General features: G+C 63.7%; 28 protein-coding genes. 17 read left to right on the top strand and 11 right to left on the bottom strand.

What is annotated here, in order from left to right; genetic code table 11:
• Positions 1-141: 141 nt before the first annotated feature.
• Entirely contained in the window at positions 142-1,158 is a 1,017-nt protein-coding gene (locus tag XH98_RS08190) for a TRAP transporter substrate-binding protein (RefSeq protein WP_271618321.1), read from the bottom strand.
• A gap of 250 nt (positions 1,159-1,408) precedes the next feature.
• Between XH98_RS08190 and pobA the strand changes: the two genes are divergently transcribed.
• Positions 1,409-2,578, top strand: a complete 1,170-nt coding sequence (gene pobA / locus XH98_RS08185; protein ID WP_271618320.1) for a 4-hydroxybenzoate 3-monooxygenase — start codon at positions 1,409-1,411, stop codon at positions 2,576-2,578.
• Between the two features lie 221 nt (positions 2,579-2,799).
• Positions 2,800-3,219: a PaaI family thioesterase gene (locus XH98_RS08180; protein WP_271618319.1), complete on the top strand. Its 420-nt coding sequence runs from the start codon at positions 2,800-2,802 to the stop codon at positions 3,217-3,219.
• 84 nt (positions 3,220-3,303) lie between these two features.
• On the opposite strand, the gene XH98_RS08175 is transcribed toward XH98_RS08180, so the two are convergent.
• Positions 3,304-4,188, bottom strand: coding sequence for a LysR family transcriptional regulator (locus XH98_RS08175; protein ID WP_271618560.1), 885 nt, complete (start codon positions 4,186-4,188; stop codon positions 3,304-3,306).
• Between the two features lie 123 nt (positions 4,189-4,311).
• Here XH98_RS08175 and XH98_RS08170 point away from each other — a divergent pair, with 123 nt between their 5' ends.
• Entirely contained in the window at positions 4,312-4,941 is a 630-nt protein-coding gene (locus tag XH98_RS08170) for a pyridoxamine 5'-phosphate oxidase family protein (protein ID WP_271618318.1), read from the top strand.
• Here XH98_RS08170 and XH98_RS08165 read toward each other — a convergent pair.
• Both XH98_RS08165 and XH98_RS08160 read right to left on the bottom strand, forming a co-directional pair.
• Positions 4,938-6,023, bottom strand: coding sequence for an AbrB family transcriptional regulator (locus tag XH98_RS08165; protein WP_271599051.1), 1,086 nt, complete (start codon positions 6,021-6,023; stop codon positions 4,938-4,940). The genes XH98_RS08170 and XH98_RS08165 overlap by 4 nt on opposite strands.
• Before the next feature lie 100 nt (positions 6,024-6,123).
• Positions 6,124-6,417, bottom strand: coding sequence for a PsiF family protein (locus tag XH98_RS08160; protein WP_057746872.1), 294 nt, complete (start codon positions 6,415-6,417; stop codon positions 6,124-6,126).
• A 185-nt stretch (positions 6,418-6,602) separates the two neighbouring features.
• Between XH98_RS08160 and XH98_RS08155 the strand changes: the two genes are divergently transcribed.
• Positions 6,603-7,103, top strand: coding sequence for a hypothetical protein (locus XH98_RS08155; RefSeq protein ID WP_057746418.1), 501 nt, complete (start codon positions 6,603-6,605; stop codon positions 7,101-7,103).
• A 47-nt stretch (positions 7,104-7,150) separates the two neighbouring features.
• Here the strand turns inward: XH98_RS08155 and XH98_RS08150 are convergent, their stop codons facing one another.
• Positions 7,151-7,699, bottom strand: coding sequence for a TetR/AcrR family transcriptional regulator (locus tag XH98_RS08150; RefSeq protein ID WP_271618317.1), 549 nt, complete (start codon positions 7,697-7,699; stop codon positions 7,151-7,153).
• 107 nt (positions 7,700-7,806) lie between these two features.
• On the opposite strand from XH98_RS08150, the gene XH98_RS08145 reads away from it, so the two are divergent.
• The 5 genes from XH98_RS08145 to XH98_RS08125 all read left to right on the top strand — a co-directional run bounded on the left by XH98_RS08145 (position 7,807) and on the right by XH98_RS08125 (position 10,605).
• A complete protein-coding gene (locus tag XH98_RS08145) occupies positions 7,807-8,235 on the top strand; it encodes an acyl-CoA thioesterase (RefSeq protein ID WP_220006074.1) in 429 nt (142 codons plus the stop codon).
• A gap of 3 nt (positions 8,236-8,238) precedes the next feature.
• Positions 8,239-8,715: a PaaI family thioesterase gene (locus XH98_RS08140; RefSeq protein WP_271618316.1), complete on the top strand. Its 477-nt coding sequence runs from the start codon at positions 8,239-8,241 to the stop codon at positions 8,713-8,715.
• 40 nt (positions 8,716-8,755) lie between these two features.
• Positions 8,756-9,139, top strand: coding sequence for a CidA/LrgA family protein (locus XH98_RS08135; RefSeq protein WP_271599048.1), 384 nt, complete (start codon positions 8,756-8,758; stop codon positions 9,137-9,139).
• Positions 9,136-9,858: an LrgB family protein gene (locus XH98_RS08130; protein WP_271599047.1), complete on the top strand. Its 723-nt coding sequence runs from the start codon at positions 9,136-9,138 to the stop codon at positions 9,856-9,858. The genes XH98_RS08135 and XH98_RS08130 overlap by 4 nt, the downstream gene beginning before the upstream one ends.
• Before the next feature lie 87 nt (positions 9,859-9,945).
• Complete coding sequence (locus XH98_RS08125) at positions 9,946-10,605, top strand: DsbA family protein (RefSeq protein WP_271599046.1); 660 nt, start codon at positions 9,946-9,948, stop codon at positions 10,603-10,605.
• An 82-nt stretch (positions 10,606-10,687) separates the two neighbouring features.
• On the opposite strand, the gene XH98_RS08120 is transcribed toward XH98_RS08125, so the two are convergent.
• From XH98_RS08120 to XH98_RS08110, 3 genes are all read right to left on the bottom strand, one after another.
• On the bottom strand, positions 10,688-10,894 hold the full coding sequence (locus XH98_RS08120) for a hypothetical protein (protein WP_057746439.1): 207 nt from the start codon (positions 10,892-10,894) through the stop codon (positions 10,688-10,690).
• An 86-nt stretch (positions 10,895-10,980) separates the two neighbouring features.
• A complete protein-coding gene (locus XH98_RS08115) occupies positions 10,981-12,051 on the bottom strand; it encodes a phospholipase (RefSeq protein ID WP_271618315.1) in 1,071 nt (356 codons plus the stop codon).
• A gap of 20 nt (positions 12,052-12,071) precedes the next feature.
• Entirely contained in the window at positions 12,072-13,061 is a 990-nt protein-coding gene (locus tag XH98_RS08110; RefSeq protein WP_271618314.1) for a S1C family serine protease, read from the bottom strand.
• 284 nt (positions 13,062-13,345) lie between these two features.
• Here XH98_RS08110 and XH98_RS08105 point away from each other — a divergent pair, with 284 nt between their 5' ends.
• The 6 genes from XH98_RS08105 to XH98_RS08080 all read left to right on the top strand — a co-directional run bounded on the left by XH98_RS08105 (position 13,346) and on the right by XH98_RS08080 (position 20,648).
• The gene (locus tag XH98_RS08105; RefSeq protein WP_271599042.1) at positions 13,346-14,764 is read left to right on the top strand and encodes a M20 family metallopeptidase; all 1,419 of its coding nucleotides are present in this window, start codon (positions 13,346-13,348) and stop codon (positions 14,762-14,764) included.
• Positions 14,765-15,025: 261 nt separating this feature from the next.
• Positions 15,026-16,816, top strand: coding sequence for a peptide ABC transporter substrate-binding protein (locus XH98_RS08100; RefSeq protein WP_271618313.1), 1,791 nt, complete (start codon positions 15,026-15,028; stop codon positions 16,814-16,816).
• Positions 16,817-16,845: 29 nt separating this feature from the next.
• Positions 16,846-17,805 (top strand): ABC transporter permease, encoded by a 960-nt coding sequence (locus XH98_RS08095; protein WP_057746454.1) that lies wholly within the window; start codon positions 16,846-16,848, stop codon positions 17,803-17,805.
• Positions 17,771-18,688, top strand: coding sequence for an ABC transporter permease (locus XH98_RS08090; protein WP_271599039.1), 918 nt, complete (start codon positions 17,771-17,773; stop codon positions 18,686-18,688). Before XH98_RS08095 ends, XH98_RS08090 begins: the two co-directional genes overlap by 35 nt.
• On the top strand, positions 18,688-19,683 hold the full coding sequence (locus XH98_RS08085; RefSeq protein ID WP_271618312.1) for an ABC transporter ATP-binding protein: 996 nt from the start codon (positions 18,688-18,690) through the stop codon (positions 19,681-19,683). Before XH98_RS08090 ends, XH98_RS08085 begins: the two co-directional genes overlap by 1 nt.
• A complete protein-coding gene (locus XH98_RS08080; RefSeq protein WP_271618311.1) occupies positions 19,680-20,648 on the top strand; it encodes an ABC transporter ATP-binding protein in 969 nt (322 codons plus the stop codon). Before XH98_RS08085 ends, XH98_RS08080 begins: the two co-directional genes overlap by 4 nt.
• A 69-nt stretch (positions 20,649-20,717) precedes the next feature.
• On the opposite strand, the gene XH98_RS08075 is transcribed toward XH98_RS08080, so the two are convergent.
• Positions 20,718-20,939 (bottom strand): dodecin, encoded by a 222-nt coding sequence (locus tag XH98_RS08075; RefSeq protein ID WP_057746461.1) that lies wholly within the window; start codon positions 20,937-20,939, stop codon positions 20,718-20,720.
• A gap of 124 nt (positions 20,940-21,063) precedes the next feature.
• Positions 21,064-22,344, bottom strand: coding sequence for a glycosyltransferase family 87 protein (locus XH98_RS08070; RefSeq protein WP_271618310.1), 1,281 nt, complete (start codon positions 22,342-22,344; stop codon positions 21,064-21,066).
• A 302-nt stretch (positions 22,345-22,646) separates the two neighbouring features.
• Between XH98_RS08070 and XH98_RS08065 the strand changes: the two genes are divergently transcribed.
• Together XH98_RS08065 and XH98_RS08060 are read left to right on the top strand one after the other, a co-directional pair.
• Positions 22,647-23,648 carry a glycoside hydrolase family 16 protein gene (locus tag XH98_RS08065; RefSeq protein ID WP_271618309.1) on the top strand — a complete coding sequence of 334 codons (1,002 nt, stop codon included), beginning with the start codon at positions 22,647-22,649 and terminating at the stop codon, positions 23,646-23,648.
• A gap of 2 nt (positions 23,649-23,650) precedes the next feature.
• Positions 23,651-25,096, top strand: coding sequence for a GH1 family beta-glucosidase (locus XH98_RS08060; RefSeq protein ID WP_271618308.1), 1,446 nt, complete (start codon positions 23,651-23,653; stop codon positions 25,094-25,096).
• A 9-nt stretch (positions 25,097-25,105) separates the two neighbouring features.
• Here XH98_RS08060 and XH98_RS08055 read toward each other — a convergent pair whose 3' ends face one another.
• Positions 25,106-25,663 carry an HNH endonuclease gene (locus XH98_RS08055; RefSeq protein WP_271599034.1) on the bottom strand — a complete coding sequence of 186 codons (558 nt, stop codon included), beginning with the start codon at positions 25,661-25,663 and terminating at the stop codon, positions 25,106-25,108.
• Positions 25,664-25,684 lie beyond the last annotated feature (21 nt).

Raw genomic sequence — 25,684 nt, 5'->3', positions numbered from 1 at the left:
GCGGGGGAGGGGTGGGGAGAGAGTGTCTCCACAATCGAGAACCTCCAAGGGGAGAGAGCCCTCACCCGGCGCTCGGGACGATGCTTCGCATCGCCCGGAACGCGCCGACCTCTCCCGCAAGCAAGCGGGAGAGGTGTAGTCTCACTCCGCCAATGCGTTGTACTTCTTCAACGACGCCTTCAATTCCGCCAGCGCAGCGTTCGGATCGATGCCGGCCTTCTTGACGCCATCGCCCCAGGTCTTGACCAGCGATTCGGCGGCCTTCTTCCAGGCGGCGGTCTGGTCCGGGGATAGCTTGTAGACCTCGTGACCTTCTTCCGCCTTCACCTTGTCGACGCCGGCATCTTCGAACTTGCCCCAGTGCTCGCCAACCACGCCGGCCATCTCGGTCGAGCAGTTCTTGTCGACCGCGGCCTTCTGCTTGTCGGACATCGCATTGTACTTGTCCTTGTTGATCACGAACACGAAGGTCGTGGTGTAGAGCGGCGCTTCCATGTGGAACTTGGTGACCTTGTCGATGCCGAACAGCACCAGCGAGCCCCAGGGAAAGGTGACGCCGTCGGCGACGCCGCGCTCGATAATGTCGCGCACTTCAGGGGCGGAGGACTGCACATTGGTGCCACCGAGCGCGGTGACGAAGTTCGCCATGGTGGCGTGCGCGGGGCGGATCTTCATGCCTTTCACGTCCTCCGGCATGGCGATCTTCTTGCTGCGCGAGTGGAAGGACGAAGGCGAGTGGACGAAGGCGAGGCAGTATTTGACGTCCTTCATCTCCTTCTCGGCATATTTGCGGTACCAGGCGTCCAGCCCCATCGAGCCGCCCTTGGCGTCAGAGATCAGGAACGGCAATTCGCCGGCGCCGATGACCGGGAAGCGGCCGGGCTGGTAGCCGGGATTGACATAGGTGACGTCAGCGATGCCGTCGCGTGCCATGTCGTAATGGTCGAACGCCTTGCCGAGCTGCTGGGCCGGAAACACCTTGCCGGTGATGGTGCCGCCGGAATCCTTGTTCACTGCGGCCACCCAGTCTTCAAGAGACTTTTGCAGCGGATGCGACGCCGGCACCCAATGCGACACCTTCAGGTCGACGGTTTTGTCCTGCGCGAACGCAGGCGTCACGCTTGCTGCCAGCAGCAAAGCCAGACAGGCCTTCCTCATTTCGTATCTCTCCCCTTTCGTGACGGCAGGCTTCGACGGCCTGGTCTTGTTAATTAACATGTTATCTAATCGGCCGGCGCGTTCAAGCCGGAACTGCTGCGTCATCTACGTCAGCGGTGTTGCACGGATTTGTCGCTGTCCGCGACCAACCTCCCTTTTTGCCAAACCGTTATATGATATAATTATCCTGCGTGGATCAACGCGACAAGCGAGCCGCGACGAAAGCCTACAGGATCGGGAGGAGCAAGTATTGCGGACAAAAGTCGCAATCATCGGTGCCGGGCCGGCGGGATTGTTGCTTGGGCAATTGCTGCACATTTACGGCATCGACAACGTCATCCTGGAACGGCAGAGCCCCGACTACGTGCTCGGACGCATCCGCGCCGGCCTGCTGGAGGAGGGCACCGTCGCGCTGCTCGATCAAGTCGGTGCCGGCAAGCGGGCGCATGCCGAAGGCCTGGTGCACGAGGGTATCGAACTGGCATTTTCCGGGAGCCGCCACCGCATCGACATGAAGGCCGCCACCGGCAAGACGGTGATGATCTATGGCCAGACCGAGGTCACGCTCGACCTGATGAATGCGCGCAAAGCCGCCGGTCTCACCACCGTCTATGCGGCCAAGGACGTGCAGCCGCATGATTTCGACGGCAGTCACCCGCGTGTAACCTGGGTCAAGGATGGCGTCACCCACACGCTCGATTGCGATTTCATCGCCGGGTGCGACGGCTTCCACGGCGTCAGCCGCGCGAGCGTGCCTGATACGGCGATCGAGGAGTTCGAGCGGGTTTATCCGTTCGGCTGGCTCGGCATCTTGTCCGAGACGCCGCCGGTCAGCCACGAGCTGATCTATTCCAACCATGCGCGTGGCTTTGCGCTTTGCACCATGCGCTCGATGAAGCGCAGCCGGCATTACGTGCAATGCTCGCTCGATGACCATGTCGATCAGTGGCCGGACGATCGCTTCTGGGACGAGCTGAAGCGCCGGCTCGACCAGGAGGCGGCCGACAGTCTCATCACCGGCCCCTCGATCGAGAAGAGCATTGCGCCCTTGCGCAGCTTCGTCGCCGAGCCGATGCGTTTCGGCAAGATGTTCCTGTGCGGCGACGCTGCCCACATCGTGCCGCCGACCGGCGCCAAGGGGCTGAACCTCGCCGCCAGCGATGCGCATTATCTGTCAGGCGCACTTCGCGAGTTCTACGACGAGAAATCGAGTGCCGGCATCGATACCTATTCCGCCAAGGCGCTGGCGCGCGTCTGGAAGGCCGTGCGCTTCTCCTGGTGGATGACCTCGATGCTGCACAAATTCCCCGACAATGGCAGCATCGGCGCGCGCATCCAGCTCGCCGAGCTCGACTACGTCACGCAGTCGCCGGCCGCGATGACGTCACTGTCGGAGAATTATGTGGGGCTGCCGTTCTAGGACGGTGCCGTAGGGTGGGCAAAGGCGCAAAGCGCCGTGCCCACCACCTCTTCACGATTGAGAAAGTTGGTGGGCACGCTTCGCTTTGCCCACGCTACGGCACTGTCAATGCGGCACCACACGTTTCAAACATCTGCGCAAATCCCGTTTAAAACTTTGTAATTGATGCGTTCGTCTCGTCCATCGCGTTCAATGCTGTCAATCGACAACGCGAGACGCGCATGACCTCCATCGACATCCCCGAAGGCTTCGAGCCGCTCGCCCGCAAGAGTCCGATGACCGAACCGTGGGAGCCGCTGTACGCGAAGAAGACCGACCGTGCCGTCATCATCGGCCTGCGGCTGGCAAGGCCGCACACCAACGGGCGTGGCTTGATCCACGGCGGCCTTATCACCGCGCTCGCCGACAACGCGATGGGCTACAGCTGCGCCCAGCTGACGAACTGGACCACCTCATTCGTGACGGTCTCGCTGTCGATCGATTTCGTCGGCTCGGCCGAGACCGGCCAATGGTGCTCGATCGAGAGCGACGTGATCAAGACCGGCAAGACGATCTGCTTCGCGCAGAGCCTGGTCAAGGCCGACGGCGTTGTGATCGCGCGGGCCAGCGGCACGTTTCGCGTCGTGCCGAAGCCGGGGTAGCTGTCATTCCGGGGCGGTGCGAAGCACCGAACCCGGAATCTCGAGATTCCGGGTGCTCGCTTCGCGAGCCCCGGAATGACGACTTCACCCAAACTTCCACTGCGTCGTCTCCACCACGAGATCGATGAACGCCCGCACTTTGGCCGAGAGCAGCCGCGAGGTCGGGTAGACGATGTGGATCGGCAACGCCGGCTGCTCGAATTTCGCCAGCAGGACCTTCAGGCGTCCGCGCTTCAGGCCCTCGGCGGCCTGATAGGCCAGCACGCGCGTGATGCCGCCGCCGGCTTCGGCATATTGCAGGGCGGCGTCGGCACTGTTGCTGATGAAGCGCGGAGATGGCGTCACCTCGATGCCCCGGCCGTCCTGCATGAACTGCCAGCTCGCGGACGGACCAAATTGGATCGTCTGGTGCTCAGACAGCGCCTGTGGCGTCCTCGGCTCGCCGTGGCGCTTGAGATAGCCTGGCGTTGCCACCGTGATCCGCCGCATCTCGCCGACCTGACGCGCGACCAGCGAGGAATCGGCAAGATGACCGATCCGCACCGCGGCATCGACGGCGTCCTCGACAAGGTTGACGAGATTGTCCGACAGCCTGAGCTCGGCCGCCACCTCGGGATAGCGCTTGAGATAGTCGGTCATGACAGGCCCGACATGGAGCCGGCCGAAACCCACCGGGGCCGAGACCACCAGCCGCCCGCTCGGCCGGTTGCGCTCTTCCCGCGCCGCGCCGTCGGCCTCCTCGACGTCGGCGAGGATCCGCCGGGCGCGCTCCAGATAGCGCCTGCCGACATCCGTGAGCCGCACCTGTCGCGTGGTCCGCTGCAACAGCCGCGCGCCAAGATGCTCCTCCAGCGCTGCGATCAGCCGCGTCACCGCCGAAGGCGATAGCCTTAGCTTGCGCGCCGCCGGCGCAAAGCCGCGCAGATCGGCGACCGTGATGAAAACGCGCATGGCATCGAGGCGGTCCATGGACATTATTGCATATATCGCAATGATGAAGTGTCAAGCCGCCTGATTGTTTTAGACGGCAGAAGGTCCATCTTGGGTCGTGAAAGACGCAGACATGCGCCGGAATTTTCAGGAGATATTCCGATGACCACAGTTCATACCTATGCCAGCGATGTCGCCTTCACTCCCGCCGTGAAGGCGATCCAGGCACGCAAGGGCTCGCGCGAAGCCTATGGCCGCGTCGAGCAGCGCGGCTGGCGCACCGAGGTCGACGAGAACATCGAGGCCTTCCTCGCTGAGGCCAACAGCTTCTACTTTGCCACGGCATCGGCGGACGGCCAGCCCTATATCCAGCATCGCGGCGGTCCGAAGGGATTTCTGAAGGTGCTGGACAAGCAGACGCTTGCTTTCGCCGACTATGCCGGCAATCAGCAATATCTGACTCAAGGAAATCTCTCCGAGAACCCCAAGGCCTACATTTTCGTGATGGACTATGCCCATCGCCGTCGCGTGAAGATCTGGGGCGAGGCGCGCGTTGTCGAGGATGACGATGCGCTGACGGATGCGCTGATGCCGAAGGGCTATCGCGCCCGGCCCGAGCAGGTGATTCTCTTCAAGATCGCGGCCTGGGACACCAACTGCCCCCAGCACATTCCGCAAAAGTTCGACGCCCCGGATGTGGCAGCGGCGCTAGCCGCGAGGGATCAGCGGATTGCAGAGCTCGAGGCGGAAATTGCCGCGCTGGAGGGACCAGCGGCTGCGGAGGGCGGCTAATCGTCCACGTCGTCCTGCGTGCGGCCGAACAGGTGCACGATGCCAGGCGTCGCAATTGTCACGAACACGAAGCGCGACAGGTGATGGGCGCCGACGAAGATCGGATCGATGTGCAACGTCAGCGCCAGTGCCAGCATCGCGTCCATCGCGCCGGGCGCGTAGGCGACGACGACGTCCGAGAATTTCACCTGCGTGGTGAGTGCGACGATGCCGACGAAGATGGCGGAGACAGCGATGGCTACGGCAAACGAGCCGAGCGCGGCGTTGATGTGGCCGGCCAGCGTCTTGATGCGCATCCGGGCAAAGCGGCTGCCGATCAGCGCGCCGATGCCGACCAGCGACACGCCGCGCACCCAGTTCGGCAGGCCGCCGTCGACCCAACCCGCGCCGTGCAGCACGCTGGAGGCGATCATGGCGCCGAACATCCAGCTCGCCGGAAATTTCATCAGCCGCAGCACGAGTGACGCCGCCAGCGAAGCGGCAACCAGTTCCAGAAGATCGAGCGGCGAGGCGATCGCGGTCGTCAGAGATGGCGAGACGGAGGGGGCGACGCCCGCAATAGCCAGCACCATCGGCAGCGCCGCCGTCAGGATGATCACGCGCATGGTCTGCACCACCGCGATACCAGGCAAATCGGCCCCGCGCTCAACCGCCAGGATGGTGATCTGCGAGAGCGCACCGGGGCTGCCGGCCAGGAAGGCCGAGGTGCGGTCCCAGCCATGGACGCGCTGAAGGTAATAGCTGGAGCCGAAGGTCGAACAGAAGGTGGCGAGCGCCAGAAGCCCGATGGTCAGCGGATAGGCGCTGACCTGCTGGATCAGATGGCGCGATACGACCGAGCCCAGCGAAATTCCGAGCAGTACCAGCACGGTCTGGGTCAGGAGCGGGGGGACCGAGAGCTGACGTCCGGCAATCGCGGCGATTCCGACCGCGATCATCGATCCCGAGATCAACCCGCCCGGCAAGCCCAGGGCAAGGAACATCAATCCACCGGCCGCGCCGATGATAAGTGTCTCCGCGGTGCCTAAAACCTTGGCGCGGCTCGGCCATTCGAACGGAAGGGAGGCGGTGATTTGCTTCACGCCGCCTTATCGCAAATCGGCGAGAGGGGCACAATTGCAGGCTCGTCATGCCGCAATGCGTGCGCCTCTCGCCAAAGGCGAGGCGAGGATTGTGACGGAATTACTTCTTGTCAGCGGCCGGCGCTGGCGTGGCAGCGCCACCGGCCTTCGCAGTCTTGATGCATTCGGAGCGGAATTTCTTGCGCTCCTTGCCATGCAGGCCCTTGGCATCCGCCTGCTTGGAGCATTCCAGCGACTCGGCCGAGTGCTCCTTTGGCGCCTTCTTGTCAGTGGTGGTAGCAGCATCGGTCTTCATATCGGACTTGGCAGCCGGCGCCGCGGTCTGGGCGAAGGCGGTGCCGGTGGCGAACAGGGAGGCGATCGCGACGACGGCAAGGCGGGAGGCGAGGGTCATGATGTGGCTCTTCTTGCGAGAGTTGCGGAGGCCGCGAACGTCGACCCGCGTTGCTGAACGCCACATGAATAACACGACCGGAGCGGCCACTATATTTTGGCCTCAACCACCATCGCTTTCTTGTCCGAAGTCGCCGACACGCTAGGATAGCAATCCTCGTTTTGCTTCCCTGAGGGAGACCAAGGATGACCATTCAAGCGAAATTGTTGTGTGCCATTGCGGTAACGGGCGTTGCCGCGCTGGTGGCGAGTGCGCCGGCCCGGGCATTGACCGCGCAGGAGTGCAGCGCGAAGTATCAAGCCGCCAAAAAGGACGGCTCGCTCGGCACCATGAAGTGGAATGATTTCCGCAAGGCCCAGTGCGGCGCCGACGCGACGCCTGCGGCTGCGCCGACCGCAGCTGCCCCCGCCGCACCTCCGTCCGCCCCGGCGGCGACAACGACGGCGAAGAAGGAAGCTGCGCCCGCGGCTGCTCCGGCGCCGACCCTGCCGGCCGGTCCCGCGATCTTCCCGAACGCCGTCGATCCGAAATACGCCAAGGAGACCGCCGGCAAGGCCCGCCTTCACACCTGTGTCGACCAGTACAATGCCAACAAGACCACCAACGGCAATGGCGGCATGAAGTGGATCGCAAAGGGCGGCGGCTATTACAGCGAATGCAACAAGAAGCTGAAAGGCGCCGCCTGAGGCTTCGAGATCACGTCGAGGCCGGAGCCAGACTCCGGCCTCTTGTTTCAGTCCAGCAGTTTTTCGGCCGACTTCGCCACGAGCTGCGATCGCTTGCGTGGGCCGCGCTCGACGAACAACAGGCTCTGGCCGAAGATGAAGCAGTAGAACAGGAAGGCCTGTGCTTCAGCTTCTTCGGCTTCAAGGCCGGTCGCGCGATAGAGTTCGGCGACGTGCTTCAGCCGCGCCGCATCGACACTTGCGACCGCCGCCGCGGCGCTCTCGTCTGAACGCGCCCACTGCCTGATCGCGAGCTCGATCGCCATGCCTTCCGGATTGAGCCGCTCGGAGTAGAGCTGGATCACCGCCTTCAGCCGCTCGCGGGGTGCTTCGCCGTCAAGGCTGGTCTGCTGCGCGATCGAGGCCGAGCGGCCCTCGCGCCAGTGCACCAGCATGGCCTCCAGCAGCGCGGCGCGGTCGGCGAAGCGGCGGTAGAAGCCGCCTTTGGTGACGCCGAGATTCTTGGCGAGCACCTCGACCCTGACACCCTCGACGCCTGCACGGGCAAGCTCCTTGAATCCTGCCTCGACCCAGACGTCGCCCTTGCCGTCGTTCATTAATGAAGCCCTCACCGGTTCTTGATACGGTGCCGTATTGCTAACGCGTTCGGCGCTTGATACGCTAGCGTATCAAAATCAAGACACGGCAAGGGCGGGGAATGACGATGGAGCAGGAGGCAACCTACCGCGGCACGGTCTATCCCTGGCACTGCGATCATGTCGGCCACATGAACATCATGTGGTATGTCGGCAAGTTCGACGAGGCCAATTGGAATCTGTTCGCCCGGCTCGGGCTGACGCCGAGCTATCTGCGCATCTCCGGCCGCGGCATGGCAGCGGTGCAGCAGAACATCACCTACAAGCGCGAGTTGCTCGCCGGCGACATCGTCGAGATCCGCAGCCATCTACTCGAAGTTCGCGACAAGTCGATCCGCTTTCGGCACGACTTGACCAATGCCGAGACCGGCGAACTCGCCGCAACTTGCGAGATCATCGGTGTGCACATGGACCGCAGCCAGCGCAAATCGGTGCCATTCGAGGCTGTGATCCGCGAGCTCGCTCTGAGACATCTTGTCGAACCGGTCGAGGCCTGAGCCATGGCTGCGTTCGAGCCGAAAAACCCCGGCTATCGCGCGGCGGCCATCGCGATGTTCGAGCGGCAGCCGGCGATGCACACGCTCGGCATCGTGATCGTCCGCCTCGCGCCAGGCGAGGTCGAGCTCGCCATGCTGCATTCGGCCACCTTCACGCAGCAGAACGGCTTTGTCCATGCCGGCATCATCACCGCCGGGCTCGACAATGCCTGCGGCGTCGCCGCCTTCACGCTGATGCCATCAGAGGCCGATATCCTCACGGTCGAGTTCAAGACCACGCTGCTCGCGCCGGCCCGCGGCGAACGCTTTGTCTTCAAGGCCGAGGTCGTCAAGCCCGGCCGTACACTTACCTTCTGCGAAGCCAAGGCTTTTGCCGAACACGAGGGCAAGACCACACTGATCGCGACCATGACCGGCACGCTGATGGCAATGCTGCCCCGCGCAACCGCTTCGCACGAGCCGCGCCCATCCCACGCCTAGCGGCAATTGACAAGCCCTGCAGCGCATCCCTTGATGCGTCATGCTCGCGAGTCTCAGCCTCATCCTGCTCTGCCAATTGATCGGCGAAGCCGTGGTCCGCGGCCTCGGCCTGCCGCTGCCTGGGCCTGTGCTCGGCCTGCTCCTGCTTCTGATCCTGCTGCTCGCCCGCGACCGGTTTGCACTGCTCGCGCGTGGGCCATTGCGGAACGACGACGTGGAGACCGCGAGCAAGGGGCTGCTGGCGCACCTGTCGCTGCTGTTCGTGCCCGCCGCCGTCGGCGTCGTGCAAAAGCTCGATCTGCTCGCCTCTCATGGCGTTGCCATCATTCTGATCCTTGCAGCCTCGGTGGTCGTGACTTTGCTGGTGACCGTCCTGACCTTCCGCCTGGTCAGCCGTCTGTTGCGACAGCAGGACGTCCCATGAAGGACAATCCGTTCTCGCTCTGGGTCTATCTGTCGCAATCACCGCTGCTCTGGCTGACGGTGACGCTGCTGGTCTATGCCACCACGGATGCCGTGTCGCTGGCGACGCGGCGCCATCCATTCGCCAATCCCGTGCTGCATGCAATGTGGATCATCGGAGCGTTCCTGCTCGTAACGGGCACCTCCTACACCACCTATTTCGCCGGCGCGCAGTTCGTGCACTTCCTGCTCGGGCCCGCCACCGTCGCGCTCGCCGTGCCCCTCTACGAGAACCGCAGGCGCGTGGTCTCATCCATCGTGCCGATGCTGGTGGCGCTGGTGGCGGGCTCGGTCACGGCCGTGGTGTCTGTCGTGCTGCTGGCGGAGCTCGCTGGCCTGCCGCGCGATGTGGTGCTGTCGCTGGCGCCGAAATCGGTCACGGCGGGCGTTGCCATGGGCATCGCGGAATCCCTGCATGCGGACCCATCACTGACGGCGGTTGCGGTGATCCTCACGGGGATCATGGGTGCCATTATCGTCACGCCGCTGATGAATCGTACCGGTGTGACCGATTTTCGCGCCCGCGGCTTTGCCGCCGGACTTGCCGCGCACGGCATCGGGACGGCCCGCGCGTTCCAGGTCGACGAGATCGCCGGAGTGTTCTCCGGTATCGCCATGAGCCTGAACGCTCTGGTGACCTCGTTCCTGGTCCCTTTGGTGGTGACTCTGCTGCTGCGATGACATCGCCTCCGCGACACTCTATATAGTCTGTAACAACTCCCGGTCCTGACGCGTATTTGCTGCAATGGGACCGAAACGGGACAAGATATGGCTGGATATCGGAATAGGGGACTTATGCCGACGCGCCGAACGGCGCTGACGCTGATGGGCGCGGGCGCCCTTGCGGCTGGCGGGATGACCTTGGCACGCGCGGCCACCGGTGATGAGGAGGTGCTGACCGAAGCCAAGGTGCTGCGCGATCCCGATGTTCCCGTTGCCGGCAATCCCGATGGCAACATCAGCATCATCGAATGGTCCGACTACAATTGCCCCTATTGCCGCAAGCTCGAGCCGGAGCTGCGCCAGGTCGTCCAGGACGACGGCAAGGTCAGGCTGGTTTTGAAGGACTGGCCGATCCTCGGGTCGGTCTCGGTGACGGCCGCCCGTATCGCACTCGCCGCGAAATACCAGGACAAGTATCACAAGGCCCATGACGCCATGATGGGCGTCAGCTCGCGCCTGACCGAATCGCGCATCAACGAGCTGCTCGCCTCGGTCGGCGTCGACATGGATCGTCTCAAGGGGGACCTCACCGCGCACGCCAAGGACATCGACGCGATCCTCAAGCGCAACAACGAGCAGGCCGAAGCTTTCGGCTTCAACGGCACGCCGTCCTTCATCGTCGGCAAGTATCGCGTCCCCGGCGTGCTCAGCATGAACGAATTCGAGCAGGTCATCGCCGACGCCCGCAAGGCCAAGATGAACTGAATATCGCCGTGCTGGTCGCAGCCAAGACAAAGGCGCCGCCGCGGATCCGCGACGGCGCCTTGTTCATATCAGGTTGATAGAATTACTTCGACGAGATCTTGACCCAGTCCTTGTGCGCGCGATCGCGCAGCAGGTCCCAATCGGCCTTCGCAACGTCCCAGTTCACGATGGTGCGATTGGTGATCGCGACCTCGCCATTGGCGACTGACGACGTCTGCATGGAATCATAGACATAGACGCTGCAAGCAAGCAGCAGCGCGCCCAGGATCATTCCGAAAAAAGTCTGCATGGAGAACCCTCCGGTGTGTCGGGCGGATAACGTCGGCCCGGAGTGAATGGTTCCGCGAGAGTAGGGCGCGGGTAAGGACGCCTCGTTCACGCCCCGTTCAGCCATTGCAGCAGCTCCGTGTTGATCTCCCGCGGATAGGTGTGACTGAGATCATCGATCTCACGGTAGGTGACCTTGGCGCCCACGGCCGCGAGGGCCGCTTGGGTTTGCCGCGCGGTCTGCACCGGAAACATCCAGTCGAGCTTTCCGTGAGTGATAAAGACAGGCAGGCCCTGAAGCCGCGTAGCGTCGGCCATCTCCGCCATCAGCGGATGGAAAGTCGCCGACACCGGCGCGAGATGGGTGAAGGGCGAGGCGCCATCAAGCCCGCTGACATAGCAGAAGGTGCCGCCGTCGCTCATGCCTGACAGCAACATGCGTGAGGCGTCGATGGTCCAGCGGCCGCGTACGGTCTCGAGAATGCGCATCAGGTTGGGCGTGTCGGTGTCATCGCCCATCAGCGCCCAGGTCTGCCCCGTCGCCGTCGGCGCCACCAGGATGGCGCCCAAGCTGCGCGCATCGCGCAGCCAGCTCCACAGGAAGCCGCGACCATTGCCGCTGCCGCCATGCAGCGCCATCACCAGCGGCCAAGCGCGATCCGGCGTGTAATATTCGGGCACATAGACCGAGAAGCCGCCACGGCTGCCGGGCTCGTTGTGATCATGCAAGATGCCGGTGCGCTCGCTCGCGCCGACCTCCAGCCGGGATAGCAGCTCCTCATTCTCGCGCTTGGCGGTGTTGAGGAAGAAATTGCTCACTGGCGGGAATTGCGCCGACAGCGGATAAAGCGCCTCTTGCGCGCGCGGCAGGTGGCGCAGCGCGCGGAAGACAGAGACGAGATCGCCATTGCCGCGCTCGACGTCGCGGATGCCGGCAAAGGCTGATAGCGTCTCGTTGCAGGCCAGATCGAGCCGCTCGCGAAGTCCGGCAAACTGCTCCGGCCATTCTCCAATCGCAGCGCGCGCGCCCTGCAGCGCATCGTCGGGCGCGCCGATGGCGTTCATGACCGAGCCGAAGGCCGGCGGATGCAAATGCCGGGCGAAGTAGCCGAGCGCTTCCAGCGCGTTGAGCAGCGGCGGCAGCACGGCCACGATGTCGTCAACGACGGCCTCGGTCATTGCTGCTTCCTTTGGCTGGACTAGTGCAGCTTCGGCGCCTTCAGAAGCTTGAAGCGATCAGTCGACGTCACCGTGACGTCGAAGGTGACGCCCTCATGATGCGCGCTGCCCTGATGATGCACGGTGAGAGGCACGTCGACGCCGGCAGGGCCGAGCGCCCACATCTTCTTGTAGAAGCTCGTCTGGCTCGTGACCTTCTCGCCATCCACGGCCAGGATCACGTCACCGGTCTTGAGCTCGGCGCGAGCAGCCGGACCATTGGCGGAGATCCCGATCACCACGACGCGGTTGTCGATTTCGGTCGAATAGAGCCCGAGCCATGGCCGCGCTGGCTTGTTGACGCGGCCAAACTTGCGCAGGTCGTCGAGGATCGGTTTCAACAGGTCGATCGGCACGACCATGTTGACGTGCTCGGCCTTGCCCTCGCGCTCACGATCGAGCTGGAGCGAGCCGATGCCGATCAATTCGCCGCGCTCGTTGATCAATCCCGTGCCGCCCCAATTCGGATGAGCGGGATAGGTGAACAAGGCCTCGTCGAGCAGATACTCCCAATATCCGGCGAATTCCTGCTTGGCGACGATCTGGCTCGCGACCGAGCGCGTCCGCCCTCCGGCGCCGCCGACCACGACGCGGTCGCCGAGCCTGACGTCCGCCGAGGAGCCGAGCGGCAGCGGCTCGATGTCGAGCCGTCCGAGCGCCTGCACCAGGCCGAAGCCGGTGACGGCGTCGAAGCCGAGCACATGTCCCTCCACCACGTGTCCGTCGCCGCGATGAAGCCAGACGGATTCCGCCTCGGTGATGAGATAGCCGATCGTGAGCACGAGTCCGTCGTCGATCACGACGCCATTGCCAGCGCGCTCGGTGCCGAGCGTTTCCGCGCTGAAGGCGTCTGGCGGGATGATGGCGTGGAGGCCGACGACGGAAGCGAGCGCACGGTCAAGATCGAAGCCGTAGTCGCTCGCACGCGGCTGATTGGCCGGCGGCACTCTCCATTCGGTCAGAACGGTCATGGAGTTCTCCTGGCTGAGAGCATTGCTCCGCCGAGGCTGCGGAACAACGCGCGAAGCAAGCATAATTTAGGCCGGAGGAGGCCATCTTGAAAGACTTGACCGCAACTATTCCGGATGTCGTGACGCGATTTCGGAGGATGACAGAAATTGTTCGCCCAAATTCGCTCGGTGGTTGCCTCTTCCGGCACCGGTCGCATGGCTGCCGTCCCGCGAGACGCTAGGCGGGGTGCAATGAAGCTGCTAACCATTGCCGCTTCGTTGGCCAAGAGATCACGGACAGAACCATGGACAATCGCAGCGACATCTGGCGTGGCATCGACACGATCAAGGGACGCTTCATCGACCTCAGCGACAAGGTCTGGGGCATGCCCGAGGTCTGCTACACCGAAGCGCGCTCCTGCGCCGAGCATCTCGCTGAGCTGCGCCACCAGGGTTTCCGCATCACCGAGAAGGTGGCGGGCATTCCGACGGCGGTGATGGGGGAATGGGGCGAGGGCGGCCCGGTCATCGCCTTCATGGGTGAATACGATGCGCTGCCGGGCCTCAGCCAGGAGGCGGGCGTTGCCGAACACCGTCCGGTCGAAACCGGCGGTCACGGCCATGGTTGCGGTCACAATCTGCTCGGCTCCGCCGCGCTGCTCGCCGCGACCGCGGTCAAGGACTGGCTCGCCGAAAACAAGGTGCCAGGCCGCGTGCGCTATTACGGTTGCCCGGCGGAAGAAGGCGGCGCAGCCAAAGCGTTCATGGTGCGCTCGGGCGCGTTCGAGGACGCCGATATCGCCATAACGTGGCATCCGCATAGTTTCTGGGAAGTCGCGGTGACGCCGTCGCTCGCCAACACCCGCGCCGACTTCATCTTCACCGGCCGCACCTCGCATGCGGCGGCTTCGCCCCATCTCGGCCGTTCCGCGCTCGACGCGGTCGAGCTGATGAATGTCGGCGTGAACTACATGCGCGAGCACATGCCGAGCGATGCGCGCGTGCATTACGCGCTGCTGGACACCGGCGGCATTGCGCCCAACGTGGTGCAGGCTCACGCCCGCGTGCGCTATTCCATTCGCGCCCGGGACCTTCCCGGTATGAACGAGCTGGTCGGGCGCGTCAGCAAGATCGCAGAGGGCGCGGCCTTGATGACCGAGACCAAGGTCGAGATGAAGATCATCTCTGCGGTCTCCAACATCCTGCCGAACACGCCGCTGGAACAGGCGCTGCATCGGGTCATGGAGGAGCTCGGACCGCCGCATTTCGACGACACCGACAAGGGCTTTGCCAGCCAGATCCGCGCGACGCTGACCGACAAGGACATCGCGTCGGTCTATTACGCGATCGGCATGGAGCCGACCGATCGGCCGCTGGCCGACTTCCTGGTGCCGCTGGATGCCAAGCGCAACCCGCTGGTCGGCTCGACCGACGTGGGCGACGTCAGTTGGGTGGTGCCGACCGTGCAGGTTCACGCACCAACGGTTGCAATCGGCACGCCGTTCCACACCTGGCAGGTGGTGGCGCAGGGCAAGAGCCCCCACGCGCACAAGGCCATGGTCCAGGCGGCCAAGGCCATGGCCGGCCTCGGCATCAAGGCGTTGACCGAACCGGAACTGATCAAGGCTGCGAAGGTCGATCTGACGAAGCGGACGGCCAAGACGCCTTATGTCTGCCCGCTGCCGGACCATGTCGCGCCGCCGCTCAATATGTCCGTCGCGTAGAATTCAATCTCGATACTTCGTCTGATCTCGCGAACAAATTTTTCGCAGTGCAACGAGGTTTCCAGCGGATTTTGACGCTGGAATGCCGAACCGTTGGGCTGCGGAATGAAGTTTTGCCCAACCGACAGCCAGAACATCGTTTGCACACACACGGCTGCAGTTGACGTGCGGCCTATTCGGTGTGCCATCTACCGCCAGCCAAAACCAGGCGGCCGTTCCGCGGCCGCCCGCAAGCATATGGGAACCAGACGGGGGATAACCATGCTGGACAAAGAACTGCGTTCGATGATCGGTGACGTGAAGGACGGGCGGATGGATCGCCGCGCCTTCATTCAGCGCCTGGCCGCCGTCGGTCTCACTGCCCCCATGGCGAACCAGATCCTCGCCATCGGCGGCGTTGCCATGGCCCAGAGCCCGTCGCCCTATCCGCCGACCAAGCGCGGCGGCGGTGGCCCGCTCAAGCTGCTGTGGTGGCAGGGACCGACCCTGCTCAATCCGCACTTCGCCACCGGCACCAAGGATCAGGACGGCTCGCGTCTGTTCTATGAGCCGCTCGCCAGCTGGGACGTCGACGGCCACCTCAATCCGATCCTCGCCGCCGAGATCCCGTCGATCAAGAATGGCGGCCTTACCGCTGACGGCAAGTCGGTGACCTGGAAGATCAAGCCCGGTGTCAAATGGCACGACGGCAAACCCCTGACGGCCGACGATCTCGTCTTTACCTGGGCCTATGCCAGCGATCCCGCCACGGCGGCCGTCTCCATCAGTACCTATGCCGACATGACGGTCGAAAAGGTCGATGACCTCACCATCCGGCTTGTGTTCAACAAGCCGACGCCGTTCTGGGCCAATGCGTTCGTCGGCGCCTATGGATGCATCATCCCGAAACATCTGTTTGCGGACTACAAGGGTTCGAAGTCCCGCGAAGCGCCGACCAACCTGGCCCCGGTCGGCACCGGCCCCTACAAATTCGTCGAGTTCAAGCCGGGCGACCTGATCCGCGGTGAGCTCAATCCCGACTACCACATGCCCAACCGTCCGCATTTCGACACCATCGAGATGAAGGGGGGCGGCGATGCCGTCTCCGCGGCGCGAGCGGTGATCCAGACCGGCGAATTCGATTTCGCCTGGAACATGCAGGTTGAGGACGAAGTGCTGCTGCGTCTCGAGAAGGGTGGCAAGGGCAAGACCACCTATGCCGTGGGCGGCGACATCGAGTTCATTGCAATCAACTTCACCGATCCGAACACCGAGGTCGATGGGGAACGGTCCTCGATAAAGACCAAGCATCCGATCCTGTCGGACCTCGCGGTGCGTCAGGCGCTCGCTTTGCTCGTCGACCGCGAATCCGTGAAAAAGGCGATCTACGGCCGCGCCGGTCGCACCACCTCGAACTACCTCAATGGTCCCGAGGACTTCGTGTCCAAGAACACCAAATGGGAGTTCAGCGTCGAGAAGGCGATCGCGCTGCTCGAGAAGGCCGGATGGAAGGCCGGTGCCGACGGCATCCGCGAGAAGGACGGCAAGAAGCTGAAGTTCGTCTACCAGACCTCGATCAACGGTCCGCGTCAGAAGACACAGGCGATCGTCAAGCAGGCCTGCCAGAAGGCGGGCATCGACGTCGAGCTGAAATCGGTCGTCGCCTCGGTGTTCTTCTCCTCCGACGTCGCCAATCCCGACACCTATTCGAAGTTCTACACCGACATCGAGGAGTTCCAGATCCCGATGACGCAGCCCGATCCTGCCCTGCACATGAAGCGCTACATCTCGAGTCAGGTCGCCAGCAAAGACAACAAATGGCAGGGGCAGAACTTCCCGCGCTGGGTCAACAAGGACTACGACGCCGCGATCGAGGCGGCGGAGACCGAGATCGACCCGGTCAAGCGCGCAGCGCTCTACATCAAGTGCAACGACATGCTGTGGCAGGACATCGTGTTCATCCCGGTGATGCACCGCCTGACAGTGGATGCTTGCGCCACCGCGCTGCAGCCGGTCGTCTCGGGCTGGGCCAACCGGACCGATAACATCCAGGACTGGTATCGGGGGGCATGATCGCGCGGACATAGACGGGATTCTTCCCCATGAGCCAGTATGTCCTGCGTCGCCTTCTGATCGCCATTCCGAGCCTGCTCGGCATTTCGGCGGTGCTGTTCTTCGTGCTGGCGCTCGCGCCCGGCGATCCCTTTTCGGAGTTGGCGACCAATCCGAACGTGCCACCCGAAGTGCAGGCTGCACTTCGGGCCAGGTTCGGCCTCGACGATCCGATCTATCTGCGCTACCTGCACTGGCTTTTTGCCATGGCGCACGGCGATTGGGGCTTCTCCTTCGTCAGCAGGATGGACGTCGATAGGCTCATCCTCCAGCGCCTGCCGGCCACGCTCTACGTGATCGGCTCGGCGCAGGTCCTGGCACTCCTGATCGCCATCCCCGTCGGGGTCTACGCCGCCACCAAGCCCTATTCGCTGTTCGACCAGATCGCGAACACGCTCGCCTTCATCGGCTTCTCGCTGCCGACCTTCTTCACCGGTCTCCTGTTCATCCTGATCTTCTCGGTCACGCTGGACTGGCTGCCCTTTGTCTACACCACCGACATCAAGGCCACCGGCATCCACTATGTGCTGGAGATGATCCGTCAGGCGATCATGCCCGTGGCGGTGCTCGGCCTGTTCCAGGCGGCGTCGATGACGCGCTTCGTCCGTTCGGCGATGCTCGATGTCATCAGGCTCGACTATGTCACCACCGCGCGCGCCAAGGGGCTCGGCCAAGCCAAGGTCATCGTCAAGCACGTGATGCGCAACGCCATGATCCCGGTGGTCACGCTGATCGCGTTGCAGATGCCTGCAGTGTTCGGCGGCGCCCTCGTCACCGAGCAGATCTTCCGTATTCCCGGCATCGGATCGCTGCTGATCTCCTCCATCCTTTCCAACGACACGCCGGTGGTGATGGCCGTCACCTTCGTTTTCGCGTGCCTCGTGGTACTGTTCAATCTCATCGCGGACGTCCTGTATGGCTGGCTTGACCCTCGCATCTCCCTCCGCTGAGCGGGGCGTCTATTCGCCCTGGCGCGAGACGTGGCGGCGCTATAGCCGCCACAAGCTCGCCGTGGTCAGCGCCTTCCTGCTTCTCGTTCTGATCCTGGCGGTCGTCGTCGGTCCCTTCATCTGGCGCGTCAAGATCAACGACATCGACATCGTCGCCGGCCTGCAGGGGCCATCGCTCACCCATCCTTTCGGCACCGACGATCTCGGCCAGGACATCCTGGCGCGCATGATCTATGGCGGGCGCATCTCGCTTGCCGTCGGGCTCGCCGCGATGCTGGTCTCGGTCTTCATCGGGACCTTGATCGGCGCGCTCGCCGGCATGTCGCGCGGCGCGCTTGGGCACGGTCTGATGTGGCTTACCGACCTCTTTCTGTCGCTGCCGGCACTGCCGCTGCTCTTGATGCTCATCTATCTGTTCCGCGACGCGTTGAAAGCGATGTTCGGTCCCGAGGGCGGCATCTTCATCCTGATCGTGCTCGTGATCGGCGGCCTGCGCTGGATGCCGGTGGCGCGCCTCGTCCGCGCCCAATTCCTGTCGATCCGCGAGAAGGAGTTCGTCGAGGCCGCGCGTGCGCTCGGTGCCAGCCCGGTGCGGCAGGTGGTGAAGCACATCCTGCCCAACGCGCTCGGCCCGGTGATCATCGCCGGCACCATCGATGTTGCCGCCGCCATCATTGCGGAATCGACGCTGTCCTTTCTCGGTCTCGGCTTCCCGCCTGATACCCCGACCTGGGGCCGGCTGCTGTTCGACGCCAAGGACTTCCTCGATATCGGCCCGCACTGGGCCCTGTTCCCGGGCGGTGCGATCTTTATCGCGGTCGTCGCCATCAACTTCATCGGCGACGGTCTGCGCGACGCGCTCGATGCGCGACGGGTGATCTGATGGCGCCGCTGCTCGAGATCAAAGGCCTCAAGACCCACTTCTCTACCGATGACGGCATCCTCCAGGCCGTCGACGGCGTCGACATCACCATCAACAAGGGCGAGACGCTCTGCGTCGTCGGCGAATCCGGCTGCGGCAAGACCGTGACCGCAATGTCGATCCTGAAGCTGATCGCGATGCCGCCGGGCCGCATCGCGGCAGGGGAGATCATCTTCGAAGGCCGCGATCTGGTGCCGTTGACGAGCAGCCAGCTCGACGAAATCCGCGCCAAGGAGATCGGCTTCATCTTCCAGGAGCCGATGACCTCGCTCAATCCGGTGCTCACCGTCGGCGAGCAGATCGCCGAGAGCCTGCGCCGGCACGAGAACGTCACCAGGAAGCAGGCGCTCGAGCGCACCATCGAGATGCTGAAGCTGGTGCAGATCCCGAACGCCGAAGGCCGTGTGCACAACTATCCGCACCAGTTCTCCGGCGGCATGCGCCAGCGCGTGATGATCGCGATGGCGCTGGCCTGCAAGCCCAAGCTGATCATCGCCGACGAGCCGACCACTGCGCTCGACGTCACCATCCAGGCGCAGATCCTCGACCTGCTCCAGGACATGAAGGAGCGCTTTGGCATGGCGGTGATGCTGATCACCCATGCCATGGGCGTCGTCGCCGAAACGGCGCAGCGCGTTGTCGTGATGTATGCCGGCAAGGTGGTGGAGGAGGCCGGCGTCGACGCTCTTTTCGCCGATCCGCGCCATCCCTACACGCAAGGCCTGATCCGCTCGATCCCGCGCATCGATCTCGACAGCGAGCACAAGACCCGGCTTGAGGCGATCGGCGGCTCGGTGCCGATCCTGATCAATCCGCCGGTCGGCTGCCGCTTCGCGCCGCGCTGCAAGTTCGCCATGAAAGTCTGCACCGCGAAGGAGCCGTTGCTGCGCGAGATCGCGCCCGGCCACCGCATGGCCTGTCATCTTGGCGACCCGCAATTGGGAGGCGCGGCATGAGCGAGCCCTTGCTCCGCGTCAGCGGCCTAAAGAAATATTTCCCGGTGCTCGGTGGCCTGCTGTCGCGCCAAGTCGGCACGGTCTATGCGGTCGACGGCGTGTCGTTCTCCGTCAATCGCGGCGAGACGCTTGGTCTGGTCGGCGAGTCCGGTTGCGGCAAGTCGACCACGGGACGTTGCGTGTTGCGCCTGATCGAGCCGACCGATGGCGAAGTGACCTTCGACGGTCAGAACGTGCGCAACCTCGGCGGCAACGATCTGCGGACGATGCGGCGGAACATGCAGCTCGTGTTCCAGGATCCGTTCGCCTCGCTCAATCCGCGCATGACGGTCGGCTCGATCCTCGGCGAAGCCTTCACCATCCACAATCTCGCAGCCAACGCCAGGGAGCGTGAGGAACGCGTCGCGGGCTTGCTGGTCAAGGTCGGCCTCAAGGCCGAGCACATGCGACGTTATCCGCATGAATTCTCTGGCGGCCAGCGCCAGCGCATCGTGATCGCACGCGCCCTTGCGGTCGAGCCGAAGCTGATCGTCTGCGACGAGCCGGTATCCGCGCTCGACGTCTCGATCCAGGCGCAGGTCATCAACCTGCTGGAAGATCTCCAGGCCGAGCTGAACCTCACCTATCTGTTCGTGGCGCACGACCTGTCGGTGGTCGAGCACATCTCCGACCGTGTCGCGGTGATGTATCTCGGCCGCATCGTCGAGTTGGCGAAGGCGAGCGATCTCTATCGCAATCCGCAGCATCCCTACACCAAGGCACTGCTCTCCGCGGTGCCGGTGCCGGACCCCAAGCTCAAGCGCAACCGCATCCGCCTCAAGGGCGACGTGCCGAGCCCGATGAAGCCGCCGTCAGGCTGTCACTTCCACACCCGCTGCCCGATCGCCCAGCCCCGCTGCGCGGAAAGCGCGCCGGAGCTGAAGGAAGGCGCGGGCGGACATTACGTGGCGTGTCACCTGGCTTAAAGTTGCGCGGTTGGCATGCTCGGCGGCTACGGTGCGCTGACGAGCGAGCTTTATCGACGCAAGCCCGCCTCACCCTTCCAGCGTAAAGCCGACGCGCAGCGTCACCTGGTAGTGGCGCACCGCACCGTTCTCGATGTGGCCACGGGTCTGCACCACCTCGAACCATTTCATCTCGCGGATGGTCTTGGACGCGCGGCTGACAGCATTTTTGATGGCGTCGTCGATCGAGGTCTCGGACGATCCGACCAGTTCCAGGATCTTGTAAACATGATCCTTCTCGGCGGTGGGCATGGTGAGCCTCCCTGGTTGCGCGGCAGCCTTCGTCTCCGCATGGGCTCCCGATTGAACGGGTACCGGCCGTTCCGGTTCCGCCGCGCGGCGGCGTGACGCTGGCTCTGTCGCGAACGTAATGGCGCTATTCCGCAGCCTGGGCGGCTCGCGCTAGGACGGATGCGGACTGCATTCCGCGCCAGAGCAGCCGCAGCAGCACGGCCAGCAAGGCCATCATCGCGAAGCCGCCGAGGGCCGGCGCAAACCTGTCGGTCAGTCCGGCGAGATAGGCCTGTTCCTCGCCGAACTGCGCCGCCAGCCGCGCCGATTGAAGCATGCCGTAGGCGCCGGCAAGCAGGATCAGCCCGTAGACGATGCCGCGTTCGCGCGCGCTCGCCAGCAGCGCCAGATCGGGAAGCAGCAAGGCGAGGCCGATGCCGATCATGGGCAGATCATAATCATAGGCGTAGGGGCTGATCATCACCGAGACCATGGCGGTGATGCCGAGGGCGAATCGAGGCGACATCTTGCGCGCCGCGCCAAGCCAAACGGCAAGCACCACCGCGCAGAGCGCAAGGCTCGCGACCGCTGCCTGCGCCCAGAAGGCAAGAGTTGGCGGAACGCCCGCACGGGAAAGCGCCGCGTAGGTCGAGATCATTCGCAGCAGCGGGTAAATGCCCTGATCGAGAAAGCGCGCCGATTCCCCGATCGCGCCAAGCCATGCGGTCCAGATCTGCCAGCCGAACACCAGTGTGCAGACCATGGAGCTTGCCAGCACGACCATGGCGGCGGTCGCGAGCGCCACCCAGCGGCGTGTCGCCAGCATGTAGACGCCGACGGCGATGGCGAGATGCGGCTTGACCACCATCGCACCCAGCGCGAGGCCGGCGACAAGCTGGCGCCGCTCCACGTTGAGGCAGGCCAGGCCAACCAGGGCGCCGGTGAGAAAGCCGTTCTGTCCGCCGCCGATCGTGATCGCAAGCGCGGGAAACAGTGCGACCAGGACATGGGCGAAATTCGCGCCCGCAATGGCGCGAAGCATCAGCAGGTAGGCCACGAGCGTTGCGACGATGAATACGAGATAGGCGATGCCAATCGGCAGCAGCGCCAGCGGTGCGACGAGCAGGTCGAACTGCGGCGGGTAGGTCCAGGGCATGAAGCCGGTGGCTCCATGCGCAGCCTCGGCCTGGAGCTTCATCAGCGTTTCGAACCGGTAGACCAGTTCGACCTGGCCGCGCCACACCTGTTGCGCGGCGATGTAAAAGGCGTCGAAATCGGAGAGCTCGCGGATCTGGAAGACGCCCCAGCGCCCAAACCTCAACGTCTTGAACAGCACCATCACGGCCAGTGCCGCCAGCACGAAGCGGACATAGGCGATCCGTTTCGATGGCGAAAATTGAACCGCTTCCAGCGCCTCGGCAAACATGAGCGACGACCCGACCCTGACCCGATCAGCGGCGTGCAGGCCCGCAGATCCCCGGCCAAACTGCCATCGGAGGCTTAAGGGACGGTAACGAATAGGGAAGGATTTTGGCTGATAGCGCCTGACCGGCGGAATGGAAACGCGACCGGTTTTGCGCCGAGGTGAGGCGATTTTCGGCCGGGTCCTGGTGAGAGATCGCGGTAATCTTTTCGAAATCGCCCGTGGGCCTCGCATGGGCCTGCTTGCCGGTTCGGTGACGGGCGAGCTAACGTCCGCGAAGTTCCTGAGATATTCGATGTGCGGCGATGATCGACCGTGGGACGAAAGGCGCTCTGGTTGCGATCGGCTTGCTGGCCTTGCCGGCATTGAGTGTCGCGCAGGACGAGCTTCAAGACGCACCGCAGGGCCTGTCGCTGCAAGTCACCACCGATCCTTCCACCATCGAGTGCCGCAGGCTGGAGACGGTCAATCCCGCTTCGCTGATCTTTCTGCCGCTGCGTCGAACCTTCAACGACGATTTTGACGAGCATCCGCTTTCGCACGGACGCTGGGCCCCGCATTACGCGGGCGGGGCGGCGTGGCCGGAGGCGCGCTATTGGGGCGGCGACGGCTCCGACTTCAAGCGCAAGACCAGCGCCAACGGCGAGCAGCAGATCTATGTCGATCCGCGCTACGCCGGACGTGCGAGGGTGCCGCTCGGGCTCGATCCGTTCAAGGTCAACAATGGCGTGCTGTCGATCGTCGCGAGCCGTACGCCACCGGAATTGAAGCCGGTGCTCTTCGACAACGAGTACATCTCGGGAATCCTGACCTCTCAGGGCACGTTCGCGCAGAAGCACGGCTATTTCGAGATCCGTGCCAAGCTCCCGGTCGGCCATGCGGTGTGGCCGGCATTCTGGATGCTGGCGGATGACGGCGGCTGGCCACCTGAGGTCGACGTCCTGGAAGGCCGTGGCGAGCGGCCCGGCGATCTCGTCATGACCACGCATTGGCGGATTCCGTCGACCCAGAAGATCCAGTCCTGCGGCTTCGATTTTGCGGTCGACGATGCTTCGCGCGCATTCCACAATTACGGTGTGCTGTGGGAGGAGGATCGCCTGGTCTATTTCATCGACCGTAGGCCGGTCTCCGACATCAAGGTGCCGATCGGCTTCGACGATCCCATGTACATGATCGTCAATCTCGCGATCGGATCGAAATTCTTCGTTGGCGTCGGTCCCGTCGATGCGGAAACGCCACCCACCGTCGCGTTCGAGATCGACCGGATTTCTGCCTATCAGATCGACCAGCAACAGGCGCAGAGGTGACGATGTCGGTTTCCATCTCGCGCCGCTCGCTCGGGAAGCTTGCCGGCCTTGCCGCCCTCGGCCTGACGACGCGCGCTGGTGCTGCCGAGGTCGGGATGGCTGCGCCGTTCCCGAAGGATTTTCTCTGGGGCACGGCGACATCCGCCTATCAGATCGAAGGCGCCGTCGATGAGGACGGCCGCGGCAAGTCGATCTGGGATACCTTCAGCCACACGCCCGGCAAGATCGAGGATAGCTCCACAGGCGACCGCGCCAACGATCACTATCACCGCTATAAGGACGACGTCCGGCTCATCAAAGAACTCGGCGTCAAGGCCTACCGCTTCTCGATCGCATGGCCGCGGGTGTTTCCGGAAGGGACGGGGCAACCCAATCCCAAGGGACTCGATTTCTACAATCGCCTCGTCGATGAGCTGCTCGCGAGCGGCATTGAGCCTTATGCCACGCTCTATCACTGGGACCTGCCGCAGGCGCTCCAGGATCGCGTCGGCGGATGGTCGTCGAGCGATACGTCAAAGGCCTTTGCCGATTACGCCGCTTTAGTCGCCGCGCGCCTGACCGATCGCGTCAGAAGCATTTTTACCGTTAACGAGGTCGGGCGCTTCGTGAATTTCGGCTATGGCTGGGGCATCGACGCGCCCGGCCTCAAGCTGCCGGCCGCGAAGCTGAACCAGGCGCGCCATCACGTCGCGCTGGCGCATGGGCTTGCCGTACAGGCGATCCGCGCCTCCGGGCGCGCCGGTACCCGTGTCGGCGCAGCCGAGAACATCGCCGCCTGCGTCCCGGCGATCGCGACGCCGGAAAACATCCGCGCCGCCGAGATCGCAACGCGCGAGCTCAACGCTGGATTCCTCGGCGTGGTGCTGGAGGGCAAATACACCGACGGCTTCCTTGCCTATTCCGGTGCGGACGCGCCGAAATTCACTGCGGAGGAGCTGAAGATCATCGGCGCGCCGAACGATTTCGTCGGGCTCAACATCTACGCCCCGCAATTCTACGTAACCGCCTCCGATCGCGCGCCGGGCTTCCACGTGCTGCCGTTCCCGACCTCGTTCCCCCACATGAACTCGGAATGGCTGCGGATCGGCCCCGAGGTGATCTACTGGGCGCCGCGCCTCGCCGCGAAGATATGGAACATCGAGAACATCTACATCAGCGAGAACGGCACCTCATCCGAGGACAGGATTTCCGCCGACGGCCAGGTCTACGACCTCGACCGCATCATGTTCCTGCGCAACTATCTGACCCAGATGCAGCGCGCCATCACCGAGGGCGCGCCGATCCGCGGCTATTTTCTCTGGAGCCTGATGGACAATTTCGAATGGATTTTTGGCTACGGCAAACGCTTCGGCCTCTACCGCGTCGACTTCGAGACGCAAGCGAGGACGCCCAAGCTGAGTGCGGCGTTCTATCACGACGTGGTGGCGCGGAATGCGATTGGAGTGTGACCGACGCCGCTACGGATCCAGCTCCGTATCCCAGTAGAGGTAGTCCAGCCAGCTGTCGTGCAGATAGTTTGGCGGGAACAGGCGACCGTTGCGGTGGAGCTGGTGCACCGTCGGCGCGAACGCGCTCTGGCGCGGAAACATTTTTGCCTGGGCCGGCGTCAAATTGCCCTTGCGCAGGTTACACGGCGAGCACGCTGCGACCACGTTCTCCCAAGTGGTCTGGCCGCCTTTGCTGCGCGGGATGATGTGATCGAAGGTAAGATCGTCGGGCGAGCCGCAATATTGGCAGGCGAAACGGTCGCGCAGGAAGACGTTGAACCGGGTGAAGGCGGGATGCGTGGTCGGCTTGACGAAGGATTTGAGCGAAACCACGCTCGGCAGCTGCATTTGCAGCGTGGGACTGTGAACCGCCTGGTCGTAATGCGCTACGATATTGACGCGGTCGAGGAACACCGCCTTGATCGCGTCCTGCCACGACCACAGAGACAGTGGGTAGTAACTCAGCGGCCGGAAGTCCGCGTTCAGGACCAGCACCGGCCAACTGCCTTGCGAGACATGTGCGTTCAAGTAACGCTCCCGGCCTCCAAT

The organism is Bradyrhizobium sp. CCBAU 51745 (assembly GCF_028128715.1).
In the GTDB taxonomy this organism is placed as follows: Bacteria; Pseudomonadota; Alphaproteobacteria; order Rhizobiales; family Xanthobacteraceae; genus Bradyrhizobium; species Bradyrhizobium manausense.
Note: the sequence above shows the minus strand (reverse complement) of the source record. Positions and strands in the feature narration are given on the sequence as shown.

What these genes read in the sequence shown, in the direction of transcription:
- XH98_RS08190 (WP_271618321.1), bottom strand. Translation starts at nt 1,158, where the DNA reads ATGAGGAAGGCCTGTCTGGCTTTGCTGCTGGCAGCAAGCGTGACGCCT.
- XH98_RS08180 (WP_271618319.1), top strand. Translation starts at nt 2,800, where the DNA reads ATGACCTCCATCGACATCCCCGAAGGCTTCGAGCCGCTCGCCCGCAAG.
- XH98_RS08175 (WP_271618560.1), bottom strand. Translation starts at nt 4,188, where the DNA reads ATGGACCGCCTCGATGCCATGCGCGTTTTCATCACGGTCGCCGATCTG.
- XH98_RS08170 (WP_271618318.1), top strand. Translation starts at nt 4,312, where the DNA reads ATGACCACAGTTCATACCTATGCCAGCGATGTCGCCTTCACTCCCGCC.
- XH98_RS08160 (WP_057746872.1), bottom strand. Translation starts at nt 6,417, where the DNA reads ATGACCCTCGCCTCCCGCCTTGCCGTCGTCGCGATCGCCTCCCTGTTC.
- XH98_RS08155 (WP_057746418.1), top strand. Translation starts at nt 6,603, where the DNA reads ATGACCATTCAAGCGAAATTGTTGTGTGCCATTGCGGTAACGGGCGTT.
- XH98_RS08150 (WP_271618317.1), bottom strand. Translation starts at nt 7,699, where the DNA reads ATGAACGACGGCAAGGGCGACGTCTGGGTCGAGGCAGGATTCAAGGAG.
- XH98_RS08145 (WP_220006074.1), top strand. Translation starts at nt 7,807, where the DNA reads ATGGAGCAGGAGGCAACCTACCGCGGCACGGTCTATCCCTGGCACTGC.
- XH98_RS08140 (WP_271618316.1), top strand. Translation starts at nt 8,239, where the DNA reads ATGGCTGCGTTCGAGCCGAAAAACCCCGGCTATCGCGCGGCGGCCATC.
- XH98_RS08135 (WP_271599048.1), top strand. Translation starts at nt 8,756, where the DNA reads ATGCTCGCGAGTCTCAGCCTCATCCTGCTCTGCCAATTGATCGGCGAA.
- XH98_RS08130 (WP_271599047.1), top strand. Translation starts at nt 9,136, where the DNA reads ATGAAGGACAATCCGTTCTCGCTCTGGGTCTATCTGTCGCAATCACCG.
- XH98_RS08125 (WP_271599046.1), top strand. Translation starts at nt 9,946, where the DNA reads ATGGCTGGATATCGGAATAGGGGACTTATGCCGACGCGCCGAACGGCG.
- XH98_RS08120 (WP_057746439.1), bottom strand. Translation starts at nt 10,894, where the DNA reads ATGCAGACTTTTTTCGGAATGATCCTGGGCGCGCTGCTGCTTGCTTGC.
- XH98_RS08115 (WP_271618315.1), bottom strand. Translation starts at nt 12,051, where the DNA reads ATGACCGAGGCCGTCGTTGACGACATCGTGGCCGTGCTGCCGCCGCTG.
- XH98_RS08110 (WP_271618314.1), bottom strand. Translation starts at nt 13,061, where the DNA reads ATGACCGTTCTGACCGAATGGAGAGTGCCGCCGGCCAATCAGCCGCGT.
- XH98_RS08105 (WP_271599042.1), top strand. Translation starts at nt 13,346, where the DNA reads ATGGACAATCGCAGCGACATCTGGCGTGGCATCGACACGATCAAGGGA.
- XH98_RS08100 (WP_271618313.1), top strand. Translation starts at nt 15,026, where the DNA reads ATGCTGGACAAAGAACTGCGTTCGATGATCGGTGACGTGAAGGACGGG.
- XH98_RS08095 (WP_057746454.1), top strand. Translation starts at nt 16,846, where the DNA reads ATGAGCCAGTATGTCCTGCGTCGCCTTCTGATCGCCATTCCGAGCCTG.
- XH98_RS08090 (WP_271599039.1), top strand. Translation starts at nt 17,771, where the DNA reads ATGGCTGGCTTGACCCTCGCATCTCCCTCCGCTGAGCGGGGCGTCTAT.
- XH98_RS08085 (WP_271618312.1), top strand. Translation starts at nt 18,688, where the DNA reads ATGGCGCCGCTGCTCGAGATCAAAGGCCTCAAGACCCACTTCTCTACC.
- XH98_RS08080 (WP_271618311.1), top strand. Translation starts at nt 19,680, where the DNA reads ATGAGCGAGCCCTTGCTCCGCGTCAGCGGCCTAAAGAAATATTTCCCG.
- XH98_RS08075 (WP_057746461.1), bottom strand. Translation starts at nt 20,939, where the DNA reads ATGCCCACCGCCGAGAAGGATCATGTTTACAAGATCCTGGAACTGGTC.
- XH98_RS08070 (WP_271618310.1), bottom strand. Translation starts at nt 22,344, where the DNA reads ATGTTTGCCGAGGCGCTGGAAGCGGTTCAATTTTCGCCATCGAAACGG.
- XH98_RS08065 (WP_271618309.1), top strand. Translation starts at nt 22,647, where the DNA reads ATGATCGACCGTGGGACGAAAGGCGCTCTGGTTGCGATCGGCTTGCTG.
- XH98_RS08060 (WP_271618308.1), top strand. Translation starts at nt 23,651, where the DNA reads ATGTCGGTTTCCATCTCGCGCCGCTCGCTCGGGAAGCTTGCCGGCCTT.